General features: G+C 37.1%; 13 protein-coding genes. 7 read left to right on the top strand and 6 right to left on the bottom strand.

The features are described from left to right. The first annotated feature begins 21 nt into the window (after positions 1 to 21). Together PFY09_RS05005 and PFY09_RS05000 are read left to right on the top strand one after the other, a co-directional pair. Positions 22 to 2,766, top strand: coding sequence for a DUF6603 domain-containing protein (locus PFY09_RS05005; protein WP_271161641.1), 2,745 nt, complete (start codon positions 22 to 24; stop codon positions 2,764 to 2,766). 1 nt (position 2,767) lies between these two features. Next, complete coding sequence (locus PFY09_RS05000) at positions 2,768 to 4,777, top strand: hypothetical protein (RefSeq protein WP_271161640.1); 2,010 nt, start codon at positions 2,768 to 2,770, stop codon at positions 4,775 to 4,777. Positions 4,778 to 4,879: 102 nt separating this feature from the next. Here PFY09_RS05000 and uraH read toward each other — a convergent pair whose 3' ends face one another. After that, on the bottom strand, positions 4,880 to 5,287 hold the full coding sequence (gene uraH / locus PFY09_RS04995) for a hydroxyisourate hydrolase (RefSeq protein WP_271161639.1): 408 nt from the start codon (positions 5,285 to 5,287) through the stop codon (positions 4,880 to 4,882). An 81-nt stretch (positions 5,288 to 5,368) separates the two neighbouring features. Beyond that, positions 5,369 to 5,938 (bottom strand): Crp/Fnr family transcriptional regulator, encoded by a 570-nt coding sequence (locus PFY09_RS04990; RefSeq protein WP_271161638.1) that lies wholly within the window; start codon positions 5,936 to 5,938, stop codon positions 5,369 to 5,371. 302 nt (positions 5,939 to 6,240) lie between these two features. Here PFY09_RS04990 and PFY09_RS04985 point away from each other — a divergent pair, with 302 nt between their 5' ends. The 3 genes from PFY09_RS04985 to PFY09_RS04975 all read left to right on the top strand — a co-directional run bounded on the left by PFY09_RS04985 (position 6,241) and on the right by PFY09_RS04975 (position 8,019). Beyond that, entirely contained in the window at positions 6,241 to 7,005 is a 765-nt protein-coding gene (locus PFY09_RS04985) for a tryptophan-rich sensory protein (protein ID WP_256038610.1), read from the top strand. A gap of 173 nt (positions 7,006 to 7,178) precedes the next feature. After that, on the top strand, positions 7,179 to 7,793 hold the full coding sequence (locus tag PFY09_RS04980) for a flavin reductase family protein (protein ID WP_271161637.1): 615 nt from the start codon (positions 7,179 to 7,181) through the stop codon (positions 7,791 to 7,793). Between the two features lie 37 nt (positions 7,794 to 7,830). After that, a complete protein-coding gene (locus tag PFY09_RS04975; protein ID WP_271161636.1) occupies positions 7,831 to 8,019 on the top strand; it encodes a hypothetical protein in 189 nt (62 codons plus the stop codon). A 200-nt stretch (positions 8,020 to 8,219) separates the two neighbouring features. On the opposite strand, the gene PFY09_RS04970 is transcribed toward PFY09_RS04975, so the two are convergent. The 4 genes from PFY09_RS04970 to PFY09_RS04955 form a co-directional block, all read right to left on the bottom strand. Next, positions 8,220 to 9,281, bottom strand: coding sequence for an IPT/TIG domain-containing protein (locus tag PFY09_RS04970; protein WP_271161635.1), 1,062 nt, complete (start codon positions 9,279 to 9,281; stop codon positions 8,220 to 8,222). Between the two features lie 12 nt (positions 9,282 to 9,293). Beyond that, entirely contained in the window at positions 9,294 to 10,895 is a 1,602-nt protein-coding gene (locus tag PFY09_RS04965) for a RagB/SusD family nutrient uptake outer membrane protein (protein ID WP_271161634.1), read from the bottom strand. 10 nt (positions 10,896 to 10,905) lie between these two features. Next, entirely contained in the window at positions 10,906 to 13,854 is a 2,949-nt protein-coding gene (locus tag PFY09_RS04960) for a SusC/RagA family TonB-linked outer membrane protein (RefSeq protein ID WP_271161633.1), read from the bottom strand. Positions 13,855 to 14,227: 373 nt separating this feature from the next. Continuing rightward, on the bottom strand, positions 14,228 to 15,106 hold the full coding sequence (locus tag PFY09_RS04955; protein ID WP_271161632.1) for a helix-turn-helix domain-containing protein: 879 nt from the start codon (positions 15,104 to 15,106) through the stop codon (positions 14,228 to 14,230). Positions 15,107 to 15,231: 125 nt separating this feature from the next. Between PFY09_RS04955 and PFY09_RS04950 the strand changes: the two genes are divergently transcribed. Next, the gene (locus PFY09_RS04950) at positions 15,232 to 16,557 is read left to right on the top strand and encodes a glycoside hydrolase 5 family protein (protein ID WP_271161631.1); all 1,326 of its coding nucleotides are present in this window, start codon (positions 15,232 to 15,234) and stop codon (positions 16,555 to 16,557) included. Between the two features lie 33 nt (positions 16,558 to 16,590). After that, a complete protein-coding gene (locus PFY09_RS04945) occupies positions 16,591 to 17,721 on the top strand; it encodes a glycoside hydrolase family 26 protein (protein ID WP_271161630.1) in 1,131 nt (376 codons plus the stop codon). Positions 17,722 to 17,725: the final 4 nt, after the last annotated feature.

Raw genomic sequence — 17,725 nt, 5'->3', positions numbered from 1 at the left:
ACCATCAAACAGCTTTACATCATGGAAAAACCATCATTATCAAAAGCTGATATTCAGCTTGAACTTGATGTCTCAATAAAAAAAATTGACTTTAAAATTACGGGAAACAGAACGAAAATTGATGATGACGTTTCCGTAACTTCTTTGGTTGGTCAGTTGCCGGATGTTTCAAAAAATATTTCCGGACTTCTGGAAGACGAAGGTGATGTAAAAGACATTATCATTCCTTTTGTACCGGAAAAAATTAATTTCGGGATCTATAAAATCTCAGACGATATAGAAAGCCTTACCGCTTTTCAACTGGAAGCAAAATACCCGCACATAAAGCTCAAAGGTGTATTTTCTAAAGAGTTCAAACTGTTTTCAGTAGCCATTAACCAAGCCATCAGTTTTTCAAAAATGCCTTTGGTGGGAGAGTATCTTAAAGAATATGCAATTTCAGATCTTGAACTGGTATATCTTTTGCAGAAGGAAAATTCATTAACGCCTGATCGGGAGAAATTAATCAGCCTTTCGAAGAAAAATTTCATCAGTCAGAAAATCTGGATAAACAATGATAAGTTGTTTCTCAACGCGGGATTCAATGCAGGATTGATTTTAAAAACAGGAAACAAAGAACAGAAAATTACTTTTCCCGGTTTTGATCTTAAAGGCATAAAAGTTCCTGCGCTCCCAGCTTCAGGTCCCGCAAAAAAACAAAATTCCGGGACTTCAGGAAATATTCAGCAGGAAAAAGAGAAACAGCATCCGTTGGTAAAAATTAATGAGATAAAACCCTCCATCGAAAAAAATCTCATACAGATTGCGGTATCGGCAGATTTCAATGTCGGGCCATTTGGTTTGCAGTTGGTAGGCTTGGGAATTAAAGTTCCTTTTACGGTTTTTCAGGACTTCAGTCTGGAAAAATTATGGAAGGATCTTCAGTTTACTTTGCAGGGACTTGCCATAATCTATGATACGCCTTCACTTTCAATAGCAGGAGCATTTTTCAGAGAAATACACAACGGAACGGAAGAATACAATGGTTTATTAACCTTCAGATTGGGTAAAATTGAAATAATAGCCATTGGATCTTACATCAAAACGCCAAACTATTCTTCATTATTCGCATTCGGATATTTGGGCATTCCCATACCTTTAGATCCTGCTTTTTACATCCACGGATTTGCTTTGGGATTTGGATTAAACCGAGATTTTATAATGCCTCAGATTACTGAGATTCCAGATTTTCCCCTCATTAAAATCGTTCACCAGGGAGGTTTAAAACAGGGAGATTCCATTAAAAAGATTTTTGGAGATTTAAACCGTTATTTGCCTGTTCGCGAAAACAGTTATGTAATTATTGCAGGAATTAAATTTGATTCCTACAAAATGATTTTTACTACAGGAATACTTGCAGTAGCTTTCGGGAATAAAACTTCTTTACATCTTTTGGGCTTATCTACCATGAAGCTGGAAGGAGTTTATTATTTTGAATTCGCATTTTCCATGCGTGCAGATCTGGAAGAAGGAACCTTTCTCGCACAGGGACAACTCACGGAGAACAACTATATATTGTTGCCTCAACTGAAATTAACAGGCGGTTTTGCTTTAGGAATGTGGCTGAAAGGAGAAGCTGCAGGAGACTTCGTATTTACTCTGGGGGGGTATCATCCCAATTTTAAAGTTCCGGTTCACTATCCCAATAATACGCCGCGTTTAGGATTCAGCTTTAATTTGGGGCCTGTTAATTTTTACGGTAAAGCCTATTTTGCTTTAACGCCAAGCTGCATTATGGCAGGTCTTGCAGGAGGTTTGAATCTTATCCTGAACGGACGCGTGGTTTATGCAGAAATAGGAATTCTCTTCAGTGCAGATTTCATTATTTCATGGAAGCCGTTTTATTACAAAGCAGAAGTATATGTTCAGATCTATGCTAAAATAGTGGTGGATGTATGGCTTTTTAGCATCAATCTGACATTTAATCTAAGTGCCAAATTACAACTGGAAGGGCCGGATTTCAGAGGATTGGCGACTTTTAAAGTGGCGGGTTATGAACTGGAAGTTAAATTCGGGAACCATAAGAAGTCTATTAATACTGCATTAACCAAAGAAGAATTCATTGCTGGCTTTTTACCCGAACCTGCAAAAATTCTGGTCTGTAATATTGCATCAGGAATCATAAAAAAAATAAAGAGAAAGAACGGAACAGAATCTATTGTGGTTAATCCGAAAACATTTGCGTTAGAAATTTTTTCCGAAATTCCGGTTACAGAAATCAATGGAGATCAACTGACTGCCGAAAGTATAAAAAAGGAGAATATCTATCCGGTTTATAAAGATTCTGCTCCGTTAGACAGCAAACTCGGATTATCGGTTACAGGAGCAGTTTCGCACTTTTCCTCCTTTCAGGTTTCTCCGGTGCTGAAATCGCTTCCCAAGTCCATTTGGAATCACACAAATACAATTCCGGATCTGGAAGAAATATTATCCGGCTCAAAATTGTTGAAAGAGATATGCAAAGGCATCCGTTTGGAATTTTCTGAAACAGAATCCGGAATTAATCCTGTTACCACATCTTTATATGATACCTGTTCTAAAATCTATCAGGATAATTTTACAGCACCGGAAGCAAAATATAAACAAAATTCAGCGCAGCCGGATAAAAGCATGATGACTGTTTTAGGAATTTTAAATGAAGACGAAATCGACTATTCCGATCTGGAAAATACCACAGAAGTTTACAAATACAAAAAAAAATCTTTAGGAACCTATCAAATCGCTTAAAATGGCAGAAGAAAAAACAGGCATTGCTCCGTCGCATATCCCCACAGTAGGATCAGGAAAATACCAGATTAAGACTGATCTGCAGAATAATCTCACGACAGTTCAGCAACAGGAGATTGTTTTCTATGTAGAAGGTTACAACGCCGCTATTCCTCAGAATGAAATACTGGCAATGTATCCTCCCAATGAACATACGGGCGATTTTGCAGGAGCTTTTCCGCATATACAGTTCAGGAGAAGTACTTTGCCGTGGGAATTTGACTGTAAATATAAAGGAAACAGAATTCCCTACATTTTTTTGGTTTTGCTGAAAGAAGAAGAACTGGCTTCCGGAGATTTTGAAATACTGGAAAGCGATACCAACCATCTTAATGATTCACTGGAAGACATTGCGGAACCTAAACCACTAAAAATTCTTAATCTTTTAAAAGGAAACAGCGAAATTTTTCCGTCTGGGGATTTCGTTTCGCAGTTGGCGCACGTAAGAGTTCAGGAACATAAAGAACTGAAAAAGCTGAATCTTCCCGAAGAAACTTCCATTGTGATCTCTCACAGAAGGGTGGAACCGAATACAAAATATAAAGTATTCGTCTGTTATTATTCTGCTGAAGTAAACAATCAGGAAAAAGAGAAATATCAGTTAAATAATTTCAGCGGAGCAAATGAATATAAAAAGACAGATTCCTGCGTTGTTTTAGCAGAATGGTCTTTTGAAAGCATCAGTGCAGATCTTTATCAGATTAATATCAATAAGCTGAAAGAACATCCTGATTTCAATACGTTTCAGAAAGGCTTAGCCGACTCGGAAGTTTTAACTTTGGAAGAATTGAAAAAAGCAGCCAATCCTGAACTTGCCCGGTTAATATCCGAGAATGAAGCCTATTTAAAAGCACGTAAACAAGAATGGGAAAAACTGCCGGAACCAAAATCCGTCCGCGATTTTGAAGAAACTCAAAACAGGAAAAAAGAGCAGAATAATTACATCCTTGAATATTTAAGATACAACGGTAAAAACCTAAAAGGTTATCTGTATGAATTACAGCTTCAGCCTTTTAAAATGACCATGAAAGTGGATCATGAAGCGGTAAGAAAATTAATTGACCTTGCAAAAATACCGCTGGAACACCAGTTGAAAGCAGGAGGAAAAATCGTTTCTTGGTATCAGGGACCTTTTACCAACTGGAATTATTCATTCGATCTTTATGGTTGGATACAGGAAAGAGGATGGACGGATGTTCCGGATCATCAGGATTATCTTAATCTTTTGAATGAAGATACGAAGATGTACGACATGACCTATTCTGCGGCATGGCAACTCGGCAGATTAATGATTATGAATGACAATAAGGTTCTTCAGGAATTGAAAAAATGGAAGAACGATCTGGAAATACATCATCTGCTAAAGGAACAAAACCAATACAGTTATCTGCCTGCTTTAGTAACGCAGCCTCCCGCTGTTCCGGATTTGCTGCTGAATTATATTACAGGATTAATGCAGTTCAGAAATTTTCCTGTTTATTACCTTCTTCCTCATCCGGATCTGAGTACGGAGGAAAGCATTAAATATTTTAAAATTGACAATTCGTGGATTACCGCTTTTTTATTCGGAATTTTCAGTGCGGGTCCTCAATTGCGCCTGACAGATTTTGAAGATTACATTATGCAGAATAACGTTCTGGAAAATGTATTTGATTATGATGCATCGTATTACGGAATTCTGATGCATTCACAGACCATTAAAAACTGGCCGCATTTAGTGATCGAACTGAATAAAAGCAGCGATTTTCATTACATAACAACAATTAATGATACTTTGCGTCTGTATATAACCGACCGGAAATTTTCTGATATTGATCTCTGTCTTAAGCATGAAAACGCTCATTTCGGAAAAGAATATAACGCAGAAGAAAATCAGTTCATTGGTTTGAAAGATGACAGCGTACAACTGGCAAATGAATATTTGTACAGGCAGCCCAAATTACGAATGCAACTTAACGTGAGTTCAGTGTAGGATTATAAACAGGAATGGGCATTAGTCAATTTTAATCAATATAAGAAACAAAGCTTTAGCCAAATTAATGCTAAAGCCTGTTTTCAAAATACTGTTTTACTTTTAACTGCCTCTGTACGTGGAATATCCATAAGGAGAAAGCGTGATGGGAACATGATAATGATTTTTATCCTTAATTTCAAACACGACCTCAACAAAAGGATAAAAGCTTTCGGTATTGTCTTTTTTGAAATAATCTTTCGTGTAGTAGGTTAATTTGAAAATGCCGAGATTTTCTTTTTCTGCCGGAAGAAAATCCGGAATTCTGCCATTTGTATCTGTACTTTTCTCATCCACAAAAGACCATGTTTTCGATTGCTCATTGTATTTTTCCAGCTTAATTTTAACTCCCGGAGCAGGAATTCCTTTTGAAACATCCAGAATATGAGTGGATAGCTGAAAATTATTTTTCTGTGCAGAAGTTCCTATCGACAAAAGAGCGAAAAGAATGCTAAAAATTAATGATTTCATTTTTCTATATTTTAAATTACTTCGATGTCTTGCAAAGTTAGACAGCCCAAAAATTAAAAACGTTGCTCTATGTCAACGTTTTTACAGTTTCGATTTTATTCTGCTTAATGTGGAAGGCGATATTCCCAGATAAGAAGCAACCATTCTGTTCGATACCCGAAGCAAAAGCTGCGGCTGATATTCGATCAGCCATTTTACTCTTTCCAAAGCATCAAAACCCTGAAATCCATAAATCCTCTTTTGGGCAATGATGAATCCGAGTTCCAGAATTTCGGTATAGATTTTGGCAAATTCGGGTACATTTTCTACGAGAAGATAAAAATCTTTCCTCGAAATGCGGAGCAGCTCCGATTTTTCAATGGTCTGAAGATATTCCTGTGCCGGTTTCTGATCGATAAAACTGGGCAAAGCAGTCGCAAAATTTCCTTCAAAAGCAAAATATCTTGAACTGTCTGTTCCGTCTTTGGTGGTGGTAAACAGACGGATACATCCTTTATTGATGAAGTAATACCATTTGCATACCTCATCATATTGGAGAAGTATTTCGTTTCGTTTTGTGTTCGCCGGCTGAAAACAAGAAGTAATGATCTCTATTTTTTCAGAAGAGATCTCGCCTTTACTCCGGATAAATTTTTCAAGAACTGAATACATGAATAGGATGCTTACGATGTCAATCTGATCGAAGAACGTTCAAACTAAATTTTAATTAAATCTACCATAAAAAGTCTACTGCAACTACACTTTTTGAACTAATGTCAAAAATTAAGCCCAAAATAAAACAAAATGTATAACTTCAAAGTGGGAGTATTATTTTTCTTTTTTTTTTCGTAAAAGTTCAGCTAGGCTAAAACAGATTCAGCTCAAATCTTCACAGAGTTCAAAATTCATACTTTTTTTGTTGGCAGAATTTCTCCGCTTGATGTAAATTTGATTAATTTAACTGAAAATAAATTATGGCAAAGCTATTTCAGATTTTAAATGCAGTTGTTTTGGTGGCAACCATTGTGGTAAACTATCTTTCCAACACCGGAATTTTTAATAATGAAACAATGGCTACCATTTCAGCCAGATATCAGAACCTGTTCACTCCTGCAGGATATGCTTTTTCCATTTGGGGACTGATTTACCTCGGGCTTTTAGGTTTTGTTATATATTACGGCCCGTTTACGAAAAATACCGATACCAAAGAAAAAACTATTTTAAATGTCGGTTGGTGGTTTACCGTTTCCTGCGTGGCAAACAGCCTTTGGATATTTACGTGGTTGTACGAATATACTTTTCTTACCATTCCAATTATGGTGGTTTTATTCATATCTCTGCTTAAAATTATAGGAAATAACCGTAGTATTTTAGAATCTAAAGATCTTAAAACAGCAATTTTCCTTCGTCTGCCTTTTTATATCTATTCGGGCTGGATTTCTGTAGCTTTAATTGCCGATATAGCAGCTTATCTTAAAAAAATACAGTGGTCAGGCTTTGGAATTTCAGAAACTGTGTGGACGGTGATCATGTTTGCCGTTGCAGCCATTATTCATTTGTATATGGTTTGGAAACAGAAGATGGGAGCTTTTGCTTTGGTGGCAGTCTGGGCATTAATTGCAATTGCGGTAGCCAATCAGCATTCCAACCAGACCGTTTATATTGCGGCAATCATCACAGCGATCGTTATTTTTGTGAATGTCTTTTTTCAGATGTTTAAAAAGAGAACTGCACTGTGACAATGAATCATTGTCTGTAAAATTTATGCTTTAAAATTGACAATGTAATTGACAGGCTTTCTCATACAGTTTTGTAAGCGTAATAACATTTTCTCCAAAAATCATTCAACATCAGCAGAATTAAATTCTGTTTTTAAATATATTTTAATTAAAAATTTAAATCCCAATACTTAATGTTAATTCATTTTACCAATCAGCAGATAGCCGAAACAGAAGAAAGGAAAAGAACGGCACTTGTTAATTCTTTGAGTGGCTTTAAAAGTCTTAATTTAATTGGAACCGTAAATAAAGATGGGCAAGCCAATCTTGCTGTCTTTAATTCTGTAATGCACATCGGCGCGAATCCTCCTTTAATGGGATTTATTTCCCGACCGGATTCCGTTGAAAGACATACGCTGGAAAATATACAACAGACAGGTTATTATACCATTAACCATGTGAATAAAGAGATTTTTGAAAAAGCACACCAGACATCGGCACGATACAAGCGTGAACAGTCAGAATTTGAAGCTTCCGGACTAACTGCTGAATACAAAAATAATTTTTCAGCACCTTTTGTTCAGGAGTCGAGTATACAGATCGGGTTAATCCTGAAAGAAATTGTTTCTGTAAAAAGCAACGGTACGCACTTAATTGTCGGCGAAATTACAGACTTATATTTCCCTGAAGAAATCTGGGATGAAACAGGCATCTTGGATATTGAAAAGGCAGGAACAGTTGCCGGTTCCTCTCTCGACGGCTATCACACTACTCAATTACTTAAAAGAATGAAATACGCGAAACCTTAGTGAGATTATTTCGTACATAATATAAAAAACGTTTAAAATGGCAAGAATATATCAGACTGCATCATCAGGAGAAGCCCAGGTAAGGGTTGCAGTCGTAAACAGCAGAGATGAGGCAGATTTATTAGTTCACAGGGTTTCCTCATGGGGGTGGCTCATGGTGATGTACTTTGGTATATCACGCGTAATAAACAGGATGCTACTTGTGTTATTTCTTTCGTTTCTGTAGGAATGGCACAAGTTAAAATATGCTTTGTAGACACATATGGTGGGGCTGGATGGCAGAAAGAAAGTCGGTGTAAAAATAGATTTGGCTGAAAAAAAGACGTACATGATTTACCATGTACGTCTAAGAGAATAAAACTATATAAAAAAAATATCTTTAGTATTCTGTGCTGTATTTATATATGGGATGACTGAATGCTCTTTTTAATAGTAATAACCAATATCATCCATATATATTGTATTGGTATTGCCTGTGTTATTATTGAATACAACATTCATTGTAGAAGGTGCGGAAGCTAATCCGAAAGACGACCAAGGTATTTCAACATATTGATATTCTGTTCCTACACTTATAGACGGAGTAGTTCCCCAACTGTAATTTAAGATAAGACGTAATCCATTGTTTATTGCAGAGGTAGATTTTATATAAAACCGAATTCCTTTTGCAGCGGAAGGAATAGAAGGACTGTTATCGATCTGGAAAGCAGACCATGCTTTTACATCCCATTTTATTGCTTTTTCTCCCTGTTTAATGTTTGCAGGATCTGTGCTGTATGCCGTATCATAAGTATCTCCTGCCCATGTAGCATTAGAAATACCGCCAGAGAAGGTATCATCATAAATTGAAGTGCCTATTTGAGACGAGTACGTAACAGTTCCCGATAAAGTAGTTACAGACACTTTTTTACCCTGAGATCCTGCGGGAAGCGTGGCAACAATATGGGTAAGATCGTAAGAAACAATAGCAGCATCCGTATTGCCTACTTTTACTGTCGGGTTAACGAAATAGTTCCCTTTAAGAGTAATATTGGTTCCGTCGGCAGCGTTGATGCTTTGGAATCCGTTAAAAATCGGAGATGGAGGAGCAATGACAAAATCATACTCAACGGTTCCGGTTGCGGTCACTAATTTTAGTTTATTACTTCCGTTAACATAAGGTGTTTTGATATTGATGGTAATAATGATCGCGTTATCTGTAACCAGATTAGGATTAAAGGTAGACTCATAATCATTAAAATAGATATGTCTGAGACTGGCAAAACCATAACCTTTAATGACATAAGTATTAGACGGATAACCGATATGGGTGCTTACCAAAGGATCTACAGGCTTGTTGTTGGCATCTACCGATGCAGAAACCAGTTCGATAACAGGAGTCGTCCCCTTCATATCATCATCCTCGTTGTTACAGGACTGTACAGAAAGCAAACCGATGATAGGAATGAGCCATGCCAATAATTTCGTATAAAATATTTTATTTTTCATTTTCTGTAAATTTTAAAATTGATAATGTACCGGGCTATCCAAAAGCTTCGGATTTTTAGCTACATCATTTGCAGGATAAGGCAGGGTGAAGCTGCTGGAAGAAGGTGTAAAATATTCAGCAGTATACATATTTCCACGGTTCTGAGCAGACATGATGGCGATGGCTTTACTGCGATCGATTCTTCCGAGATCAAACCAATAATCGCCTTCGAAAGCAAGCTCTCTTCTTCGTTCTTTAAACAAATCATCAAAAGTAAAGGAAGTAACATTCGACAGACCTGCTCTGTTTCTTACAGCATTATAAACCTTTAAGGCATTGCTGTCGGAAGTAGAATTTCCACCTGCCAGAATCGCTTCGGCATCAATCAGCAGAAGTTCTGCAAATCTCATAATGTACGTATTGTTGTTCATCATTGCCCAACTGTCTACAGGACCTGTAGAATTACCATTTACAATTCCGATGCAATATTTTTTAATGGCTGCACCTGCACCTTGACCTCCGATCTGGTCTGCTGCCGGTACAGTAAAGCCTGTCTGAAAATTCTGTCCGTTTTTAACTTTTATATCCGTATACGTATATCCGGGAAACATGATGGTATTGGCTTTTCTTACATCATTCGTATCATATAACGTTAAAATATCCTGAGAAGGCGCAAAAACACCGCCGTAAGACGCATTGGAGGTAGAATACGTTCCGTTGCTGATCCCAAATTGCGTGTTGCAGTTATTCGCAGATCCATAGTTAATATCCCCTTTCCACTGCAATGCGAATATAGATTCTTCATTATTGTTGTTGGGATAAGTGAACAGATCTCCGAAAGATTTACTGGTAAGAGAATATTGCGATGTTCCTCCTAATAATTTAAATTCTCCGCTGTTGATAACCTCTTCAGCAAGCTGTCTTGCCATTATATAATTTTTATTGTACAAATAAACTTTTGCAAGAAAAGCTTTAGCAGAACCTTTAGAAACCTTCGCGTTCGAAGAATAGTCTCCGCCTCTTATTTTTGCAGGCAGTAATTCTATCGCTTTGGAATAGTCTCTCCGGATCAGCTCATATACATCATCTGTAAAATTAGTGTTTACTTTAGGATTGGCTGCAACGGCTTCATTATCAATAATTATAGGAACAGGTCCCCATAATCTCACTAAATAAAAGTAAGCTGTGGCGCGGATAAAATAAGCTTCTCCCAAAGCCTGATTGATCACCGCCTGAGAAACTCCCGCACCGGCTCTTTTCTGTAAATTATTGATGAGATTATTAGCCTGTGCTACATTCGCCCACAACGACTGCCATCCATTGAACATTTCCGCATCGGAAGAGTTGATGGAAAAATTACGCATGGCATTCACATCCGAGGAATTCGTGTACATATTTCCCGAACCTACTTCCGAAATGGCGTAGAAAAACTTATTATTGAACTGAAACCATGTTTTGTAGTACATTCCGTCTGTAGCTCCCTGTACCTGTTCGTTGTTCTGATAATAATTCTCCAGACTGATGGAATCCTCGGAAGGACGGTCTGTAAATTCTCTGCTACAAGAAGACAGAAGGCCAAGCCCCAAAAATGAAACGGCTAAACCTGTATGTTTAAAATATTGTAAAGCTTTCATAAATAATTAATTAAAAATCTAAATTAACTCCAAAATTAAATGTTCGGGGAGAAGGATATCTTCCGTTGTCAACTCCTGTCAGTAAGACATTTTGATTGAAAGATCCTATTTCAGGATCGTATCCGCTGTATTTTGTAATGGTAAACAGGTTCTGTGCGCTTACGTAGATTCTGAATCTTGTAAGTTTAAGCTGAGAAGCAAAAGCAGGGGAAACGGTATATCCTAAAGTTACATTCTGTATTCTCAGATAATCTCCTTTTTCCACAAAACGGTCAGAAATAAGAAGATTGGTGCTGTTATTGTCTGCAACAGGTCTTGGTAAACTTGCATTCGGATTATCGGGCGTCCAGTAATCAAGCGCACCCACCAGTTGATTTTGATATAGCTGAGAATTCATTGTACCGTTTCTTCTCGTAAGATTCAGGATGTCATTACCCACAGAACCCTGTACAAAAACAGAAAGATCTACATTTTTATATCTGAAAGTATTGGTAAATCCGAATGTAAAATCCGGGTGCGGATTTCCGATGATCGTCATATCAGACTCATTGATTTTACCATCTCCATTTACATCCACGTAACGAATGTCTCCCAGTTTCGGTGTACTTCCGAACTGAGTCGGTGCATTATTAAGCTGGTCTGCCGTACGATAAAGATCATTGGTTTTATATCCCCAGAAAACGCCCACAGGTTCGCCGATTAAAGTATTGGTTGCCACCATTGGCAGATAACCATTCAGGTTTACCTGAGTATTAATATCAGACAAACCGTCCGCAAGACTCAATAATTTGTTTCTGTATCTGGAAACAACAAGATTTGATGTCCAGTTGAAATTTTCTCCTTTTGTTTCATAAGAAATATTAAGATCAATACCTCTGTTCACCATAGAACCGATATTCGAGTACATGGCATCAATACCTCCGTAATAATTCGCTCCTCCGGTTACATAACTGGGAAGGGGCGCCTGAAAAAGAAAATCCTTCGATTTTTTATTGTACCAGTCTATCGCTACGTTAAGTCTTTTCAGTAAAGTAAGATCTACCCCGATGTTCGTCTGCTGCATAGATTCCCACTTCAGATTTTTATTAGAAAGATTCCCTACAAGATTATAAATAGTAAGCAGGGAAGTATATCTGTTGTTTGGAATATTCTGGTTTCCTGTCTCTCCGTAACCTCCACGGAACCGGATGTTACTGATAATGTTTGAAGGAATCCATTCCATGAATTTTTCTTTTGTTACTCTCCACGAAGCAGAAACTGCCGGAAAATATCCCAACTGCTTTTTGCCGTTATCCGCTTCAGGATCAAATTTCGAAGAACGGTCTGCTCTTATGGAAGCGGTAAGGCTGTATCTGCCGTCGAAATCATAAATAATTCTTCCGAAAAGTGAAGAAAGAGAATTGCTTCCTTGGAATGAAGTTGTTGTAACATCATCCGCAAGATTTAATCCGTAAACATCGTTCGATTTAAACCCCTGTCCTATAGAGCTGAACCCTTTATAATGAACATCCTGTGCTTCCTGTCCGGCAAGTATCGTAAATTTATTCTTTCCTAAAGAAAAATCATACGTTAATAAATTTTTAAAGTTTACAGAATACCAGTCCTGATTTCTCACATACAGATCTGCGATCAGATTAAATTGAGAACCCCTGTCATAAGAAGGATGAAATTCTGTGTTTTCAGAAAACTCCGTATTCGCAGAAAGTTCCATTCTGTATTTCAGTCCTTTCGTAATTTTAGCTTCAGCATACAGATTTCCAAGGAAATTTTTACGGATTAATTTATTCGTATTGGTAAGAGCTTCGGCAACAGGATTGAAATAATTAACATTTTGTCCTGCAGGAGGAGAAGCATAACTTCCGTCAAAATTATAAATCGGCATATCCGGAGCCTGTAAAAGCGTATTGGAAATAAGCCCGTTATAACTTTGGTTTACCGTAAAGTTTTCATTACTTACCCCGCCTGTAATATTCGTACCTACTTTCAGCCAGTTATTTACCTGAGAATCTACATTCGTCCGGAACGTATATCTTTTGAGTCCGGTATTGATAATATTACCTTCCTGATTAAGATAGTTCGCCGAAATGTAGAATGTGGTATTATCTTTACCGCCGGAAAATGAAAGCTGATGGCTTTGAGAAAAAGCAGTCTTGTAAATCGCTTTTTGCCAGTTTGTCCCGTTACCCAGCAATTCAGGATGGGCAAACTCAGGTCTTGGCTGAAGATTAAAAAGATCAGACAATTGATTCTGATATCTTGCATACTGCTGAAGATTCATCACATCCAGATATTTATAAATACTGGAAACCGATGTATAACCTTCATAGCTTATCTTTCCCGCTCCTTTTTTGCCCGATTTCGTAGTAATGATAATAACACCGTTTGCTCCTCTAGAACCATAGATTGCCGTTGCAGAAGCATCTTTAAGTACATCTATTGATTCTATATCATTAGGGTTAAGAAAGGTAAGCGGAGAAACTGCGGCGTTTCCCGAACCTCCCGTTGCAGAAGTATCGTTACCTGCAATCGGTCTTCCCGTAGTGGAACTGTTGGTTGCATCTCCGGAAATTGGGACACCATCAATAATATACAATGGTTCGTTACTGGAACTGATGGAAGTCGTTCCGCGCACTCGTACAGAAGCAGCTGCTCCCGGCTGTCCGTTACCGTTCGTTACGGAAACTCCCGCAACTTTTCCCTGAAGCATCTGGTCTACGGAAACCTGTTTCAGATCCTGAATGTCTTTCGATTTTATAGAAGATACGGCAGAATTTATATCCGTTTTTTTCTGAGCGCCATAACCTATCATTACAACTTCGTCAATTTTTGTCTCTTTTAAAGTATCGCGCTTTGTCTTTTGAGCATGTACCCAACTTACAGGAAGAAAGGCCAAAGCAAAAAATAAGGCGGCTTTATTCTGTAGAACCGGGCTTAGTAAGGGGGTGTTTATTTTTCTCATAATTGCTACGGAAAAGAAATTAATGTTTAGGTTGAATTAACATTTTGTTCACATTGATGACAAAGCTAAATTTTGAAGCTAATTGCGATTAATGTTATTTTGTCATAATTCAGTATTATTTTACCTGTTACTAAATTTTTATTCCGCTTTATTTGTTTTAATTAAATGATTTTCAGTTATTTATTTTGTTTTTAATGAGGAGTTTGTTGTGGTTGTTTATCGTCATATTTGTGTCTTTTTTTTAAATTATTTGAAAAATAAAATAGCTTTTTATAGCTAAAAAGCCGCTTTTACGTATTTTAGAATTAATAAAATATTAACAAAAAACATCACCAACATCTCAAAAAAAGAGCAGAAGAATTATTTTGTTGAATTATTGAACCCTTTTAATACCGGTAAATTGATTTTTGAATTCCGAAGGAGTACATTTCTTTACAGATTTGAAAATTTTATTGAAGTTGGCAATATTGTTAAACCCCGACTCGAAAGCAACTTCCGACACCGTCAGTTTTTTTTCAATGAGCCATCTTGCAGCGTAGCCCACCCTTATCTCGTTCAGGTAATTGATGAATGTTTTTCCTGTTCTCTTCTTTATAAATCTGTTGAATGTAACGATGCTCATGTTAGAAACTGCAGCCACTTCCTCAAGTGTTATTTTCTTGTCGAAATTTTTATGAACGTAATCGTATACAAGTTTCATGCTGTCGTCATCGGTAAAAGTTTCCAGTTCTATGCTGTAAGAAGAGAGGATGGTAGTGTTTTCTGCAATAGCGAGCTCATGCAGGATGTGCATCATTTCCATAAAAGCTTCAAAACCTTTGAGTTTCGATAAATTCAGGAAGTTGTCTTTAAGTTTTTCTGCGGTTTCCTTTGAAAAAAGAATTCCCCGGATAGAATTTTTAATAAGATCGTCAATGGGCTTCATGATTCGTCTTTTCATTAAAGACTGTTCAAAAAAATCCTGATTAAACTGTACTGTTATTTCATGAATTTTTTTCGATTTGCATCTGTAATTATCCCAGTAGTGAGGAAGGTAAGGACCAATCATCACCAGTTCGATATGATCTATTTCTCCGATATGATCGCCTACAATTCTTTTATTGCCTTTTCCCTTAAGAATAAAGTTGATCTCAATTTCCGGATGATAATGAAGAGGAAAATCGAACGTATTTTTTATGCGGTCGAACACCAAAAAGGTCTCGTCGGGTGAAATAGTAGCTATTTCTCTAAGAATTTCGGAGTGTTTGCTCATTTTGTATCTTTTGTATGAGTGTTGATTTTCAGTTTTTTATCGTTTATTTGTGTAATTTATATGTAAAAATGACAAAATAATATTACATTCCGCCAAGATACATAAATAAATTTGGCATTAAGCAAATGTTAACATACTCAAGCATTTTCCTTACGATGAAATTACCATTCAAAATACTATTGATCTTACTTTTTTGCATATTGGCAAAACTGAATGCACAAAAATTTGTAACCGTAAAAGATGGTCATTTTATACTTAAAAAAAAGCAGTATTACTTTGTAGGAACCAACTTTTGGTATGCTTCTTATCTCGGGCTGGAAAAAAATGAAGAAAAGGGTATCGGCAGATTAAAGAAAGAACTGGATTTTTTAAAATCTCAAAATATTCAAAATATTCGTGTTCTTGCCGCAGTGGAAGGTTCCGGAAAATTGAACGGAGCGAATAGAGTAGAACCCGCTTATCAATATGAACCCGGAAAATTTGATGAAGACAAATTAAAAGGACTCGACATTCTTATGGATGAAGCAGGAAAAAGAAACATGAAAGTAATCCTTTTTCTTTCCAATAACTGGGAATGGAGCGGCGGATGGTTGCAATATTTACTTTGGAACAATAAAATTGATAAAGACAAAACTGCCGAAAAACTGAATTGGGATGATCAGAGAGACTTTACCGCAAAGTTTTATAGCTGCGAAGAATGCAAAAATCAGTATTTTGAACAGGTCAAAAAAATAGTTACAAGAAGAAACTCTGTGAATGGAAAAAAATATACAAAAGATAAAACACTAATGGCTTGGGAAATTGCCAATGAACCCCGCCCGATGAGACCCGTAGCTAACGGAGAGTATAAAAAATTCATCACAGAAAGTGCTTCGTTCATTAAATCGCTTGATAAAAATCATCTGGTAACTACAGGAAGTGAAGGAGTACAGGGAACGGAAGATATGGATCTGTATAAAGAAAATCATGCAGATAAAAACATCGATTATCTCACCATTCATATCTGGCCGAAAAACTGGGGCTGGTTTGCAAATGAGACGATGGAAAAAGATTTCGAAGAAGTGAACCGCAGAACCTCAGACTATATAAAATCTCATCTCAAAATTGCAGACGAAGTTCACAAACCGCTGGTTCTTGAAGAATTCGGGTTTCCGAGAGACGGACATTCTTTTGATATCAATAGCAGCACAAAATTAAGAGACAAGTATTACGAAAGTACTCTGAAATTGTGGAATGAGAACAGAAATCTGAAAGGAAGTTTTGCAGGATGCTCTTTCTGGGCTTTCAACGGAGTTGCAGAACCGATTCCCGGACAGGTTTTCTGGAAAAAAGGTGATGATTACATGGGAGATCCACCGATGGAAGAACAGGGGTTAAACGGTGTTTTCATCTCAGACCAGTCAACATGGGAAATCATAAGAAAATACAATACGGACTCAAAAAGTAATTAAAAAAGCAGGATAAAGTCCCGTTACATAAAATAAATGAATTCTTTAAAAAATTTTATTATAGTTTCTAACGTATTCTGTGCCGGTCTTTTTGCGGCGCAGGATACTTCTTCACTATCAAACAAAAATGCCACAGCGGAAACCCAAAACTTGTACAGAAATCTTTGGCAGCTTATGGATAAAGGAATCATGTTCGGACATCAGGATGATTTGGGATATGGTGTAAACTGGAGGATGCAGGATGGGAGAAGCGATGTGAAAGAAACTGCGGGAGATTATCCCTCCGTTTTTGGCTGGGACGTCATGAATATAGAATCCGGAGGAAAAGGACCGATTGATATTTTCAACTTTGGGCAGATGAAAAAAATGATGGAAGACGTTTACAACATGGGCGGAATAAATACCGTCAGTTGGCACGCCAATAATCCGCTCACAGGAAAAACCGCATGGGATAATACGAAAGGAAGCGTAAAAACCATTTTGCCGGGAGGAGAAAAACATCAGATGTTTCTCAACTGGCTGGATCTGATCTCAGAGTATCTCGCTTCGGTAAAAGGTAAAGATAAAAAACAGGTTCCTGTACTTTGGAGGCCTTATCATGAACTTACAGGAAACTGGTTCTGGTGGGGAAAAAATAATTGCAGCTCTGAGGAATTTAAACAGTTGTGGAAAATGACCTATGATTATCTTACCAAAACAAAAGGTCTGAATAATCTCATCTGGATCTACAATACTTCAGACTTTAATACAAAAGAAGAATTTCTGGAATTTTATCCGGGTGATGAATATGTGGATATGATAAGCTTTGATATCTATGAGCTTGATAATCCGGTACACAATACAGGTTTTGTAGAACGTTCTCAAAAGCAGTTTGCCATCATGGATGAAATTGCGAAAGAACATCACAAAATTCCGGCTCTTGCTGAAACAGGATATGAGCAGATTCCGTACAACCGTTTCTGGACAAAAACTTTAACGGAAGCCATCGGAAACTACAAAATTTCTTACGTTCTGACATGGAGAAATCACGGATTGACGGAAGAGAAAAAAATGCATTATTATGTACCTTACAAAGGACATCCGAATGAACAGGATTTCAGAGATTTTTACAATCTCGGCAACACATTGTTCCTGAAAGATATACAGAAAACAAATGTGTATAAATAATAAA

Origin of the sequence: Chryseobacterium gambrini (assembly GCF_027920505.1) — a bacterium.
In the GTDB taxonomy this organism is placed as follows: Bacteria; Bacteroidota; Bacteroidia; order Flavobacteriales; family Weeksellaceae; genus Chryseobacterium; species Chryseobacterium gambrini.
Note: the sequence above shows the minus strand (reverse complement) of the source record. Positions and strands in the feature narration are given on the sequence as shown.

What these genes read in the sequence shown, in the direction of transcription:
- PFY09_RS04950 (WP_271161631.1), top strand. Translation starts at nt 15,232, where the DNA reads ATGTTAACATACTCAAGCATTTTCCTTACGATGAAATTACCATTCAAA.
- uraH (WP_271161639.1), bottom strand. Translation starts at nt 5,287, where the DNA reads ATGAAATCATTAATTTTTAGCATTCTTTTCGCTCTTTTGTCGATAGGA.
- PFY09_RS04985 (WP_256038610.1), top strand. Translation starts at nt 6,241, where the DNA reads ATGGCAAAGCTATTTCAGATTTTAAATGCAGTTGTTTTGGTGGCAACC.
- PFY09_RS04960 (WP_271161633.1), bottom strand. Translation starts at nt 13,854, where the DNA reads ATGAGAAAAATAAACACCCCCTTACTAAGCCCGGTTCTACAGAATAAA.
- PFY09_RS04970 (WP_271161635.1), bottom strand. Translation starts at nt 9,281, where the DNA reads ATGAAAAATAAAATATTTTATACGAAATTATTGGCATGGCTCATTCCT.
- PFY09_RS05000 (WP_271161640.1), top strand. Translation starts at nt 2,768, where the DNA reads ATGGCAGAAGAAAAAACAGGCATTGCTCCGTCGCATATCCCCACAGTA.
- PFY09_RS05005 (WP_271161641.1), top strand. Translation starts at nt 22, where the DNA reads ATGGAAAAACCATCATTATCAAAAGCTGATATTCAGCTTGAACTTGAT.
- PFY09_RS04990 (WP_271161638.1), bottom strand. Translation starts at nt 5,938, where the DNA reads ATGTATTCAGTTCTTGAAAAATTTATCCGGAGTAAAGGCGAGATCTCT.
- PFY09_RS04980 (WP_271161637.1), top strand. Translation starts at nt 7,179, where the DNA reads ATGTTAATTCATTTTACCAATCAGCAGATAGCCGAAACAGAAGAAAGG.
- PFY09_RS04955 (WP_271161632.1), bottom strand. Translation starts at nt 15,106, where the DNA reads ATGAGCAAACACTCCGAAATTCTTAGAGAAATAGCTACTATTTCACCC.
- PFY09_RS04975 (WP_271161636.1), top strand. Translation starts at nt 7,831, where the DNA reads ATGGCAAGAATATATCAGACTGCATCATCAGGAGAAGCCCAGGTAAGG.
- PFY09_RS04945 (WP_271161630.1), top strand. Translation starts at nt 16,591, where the DNA reads ATGAATTCTTTAAAAAATTTTATTATAGTTTCTAACGTATTCTGTGCC.
- PFY09_RS04965 (WP_271161634.1), bottom strand. Translation starts at nt 10,895, where the DNA reads ATGAAAGCTTTACAATATTTTAAACATACAGGTTTAGCCGTTTCATTT.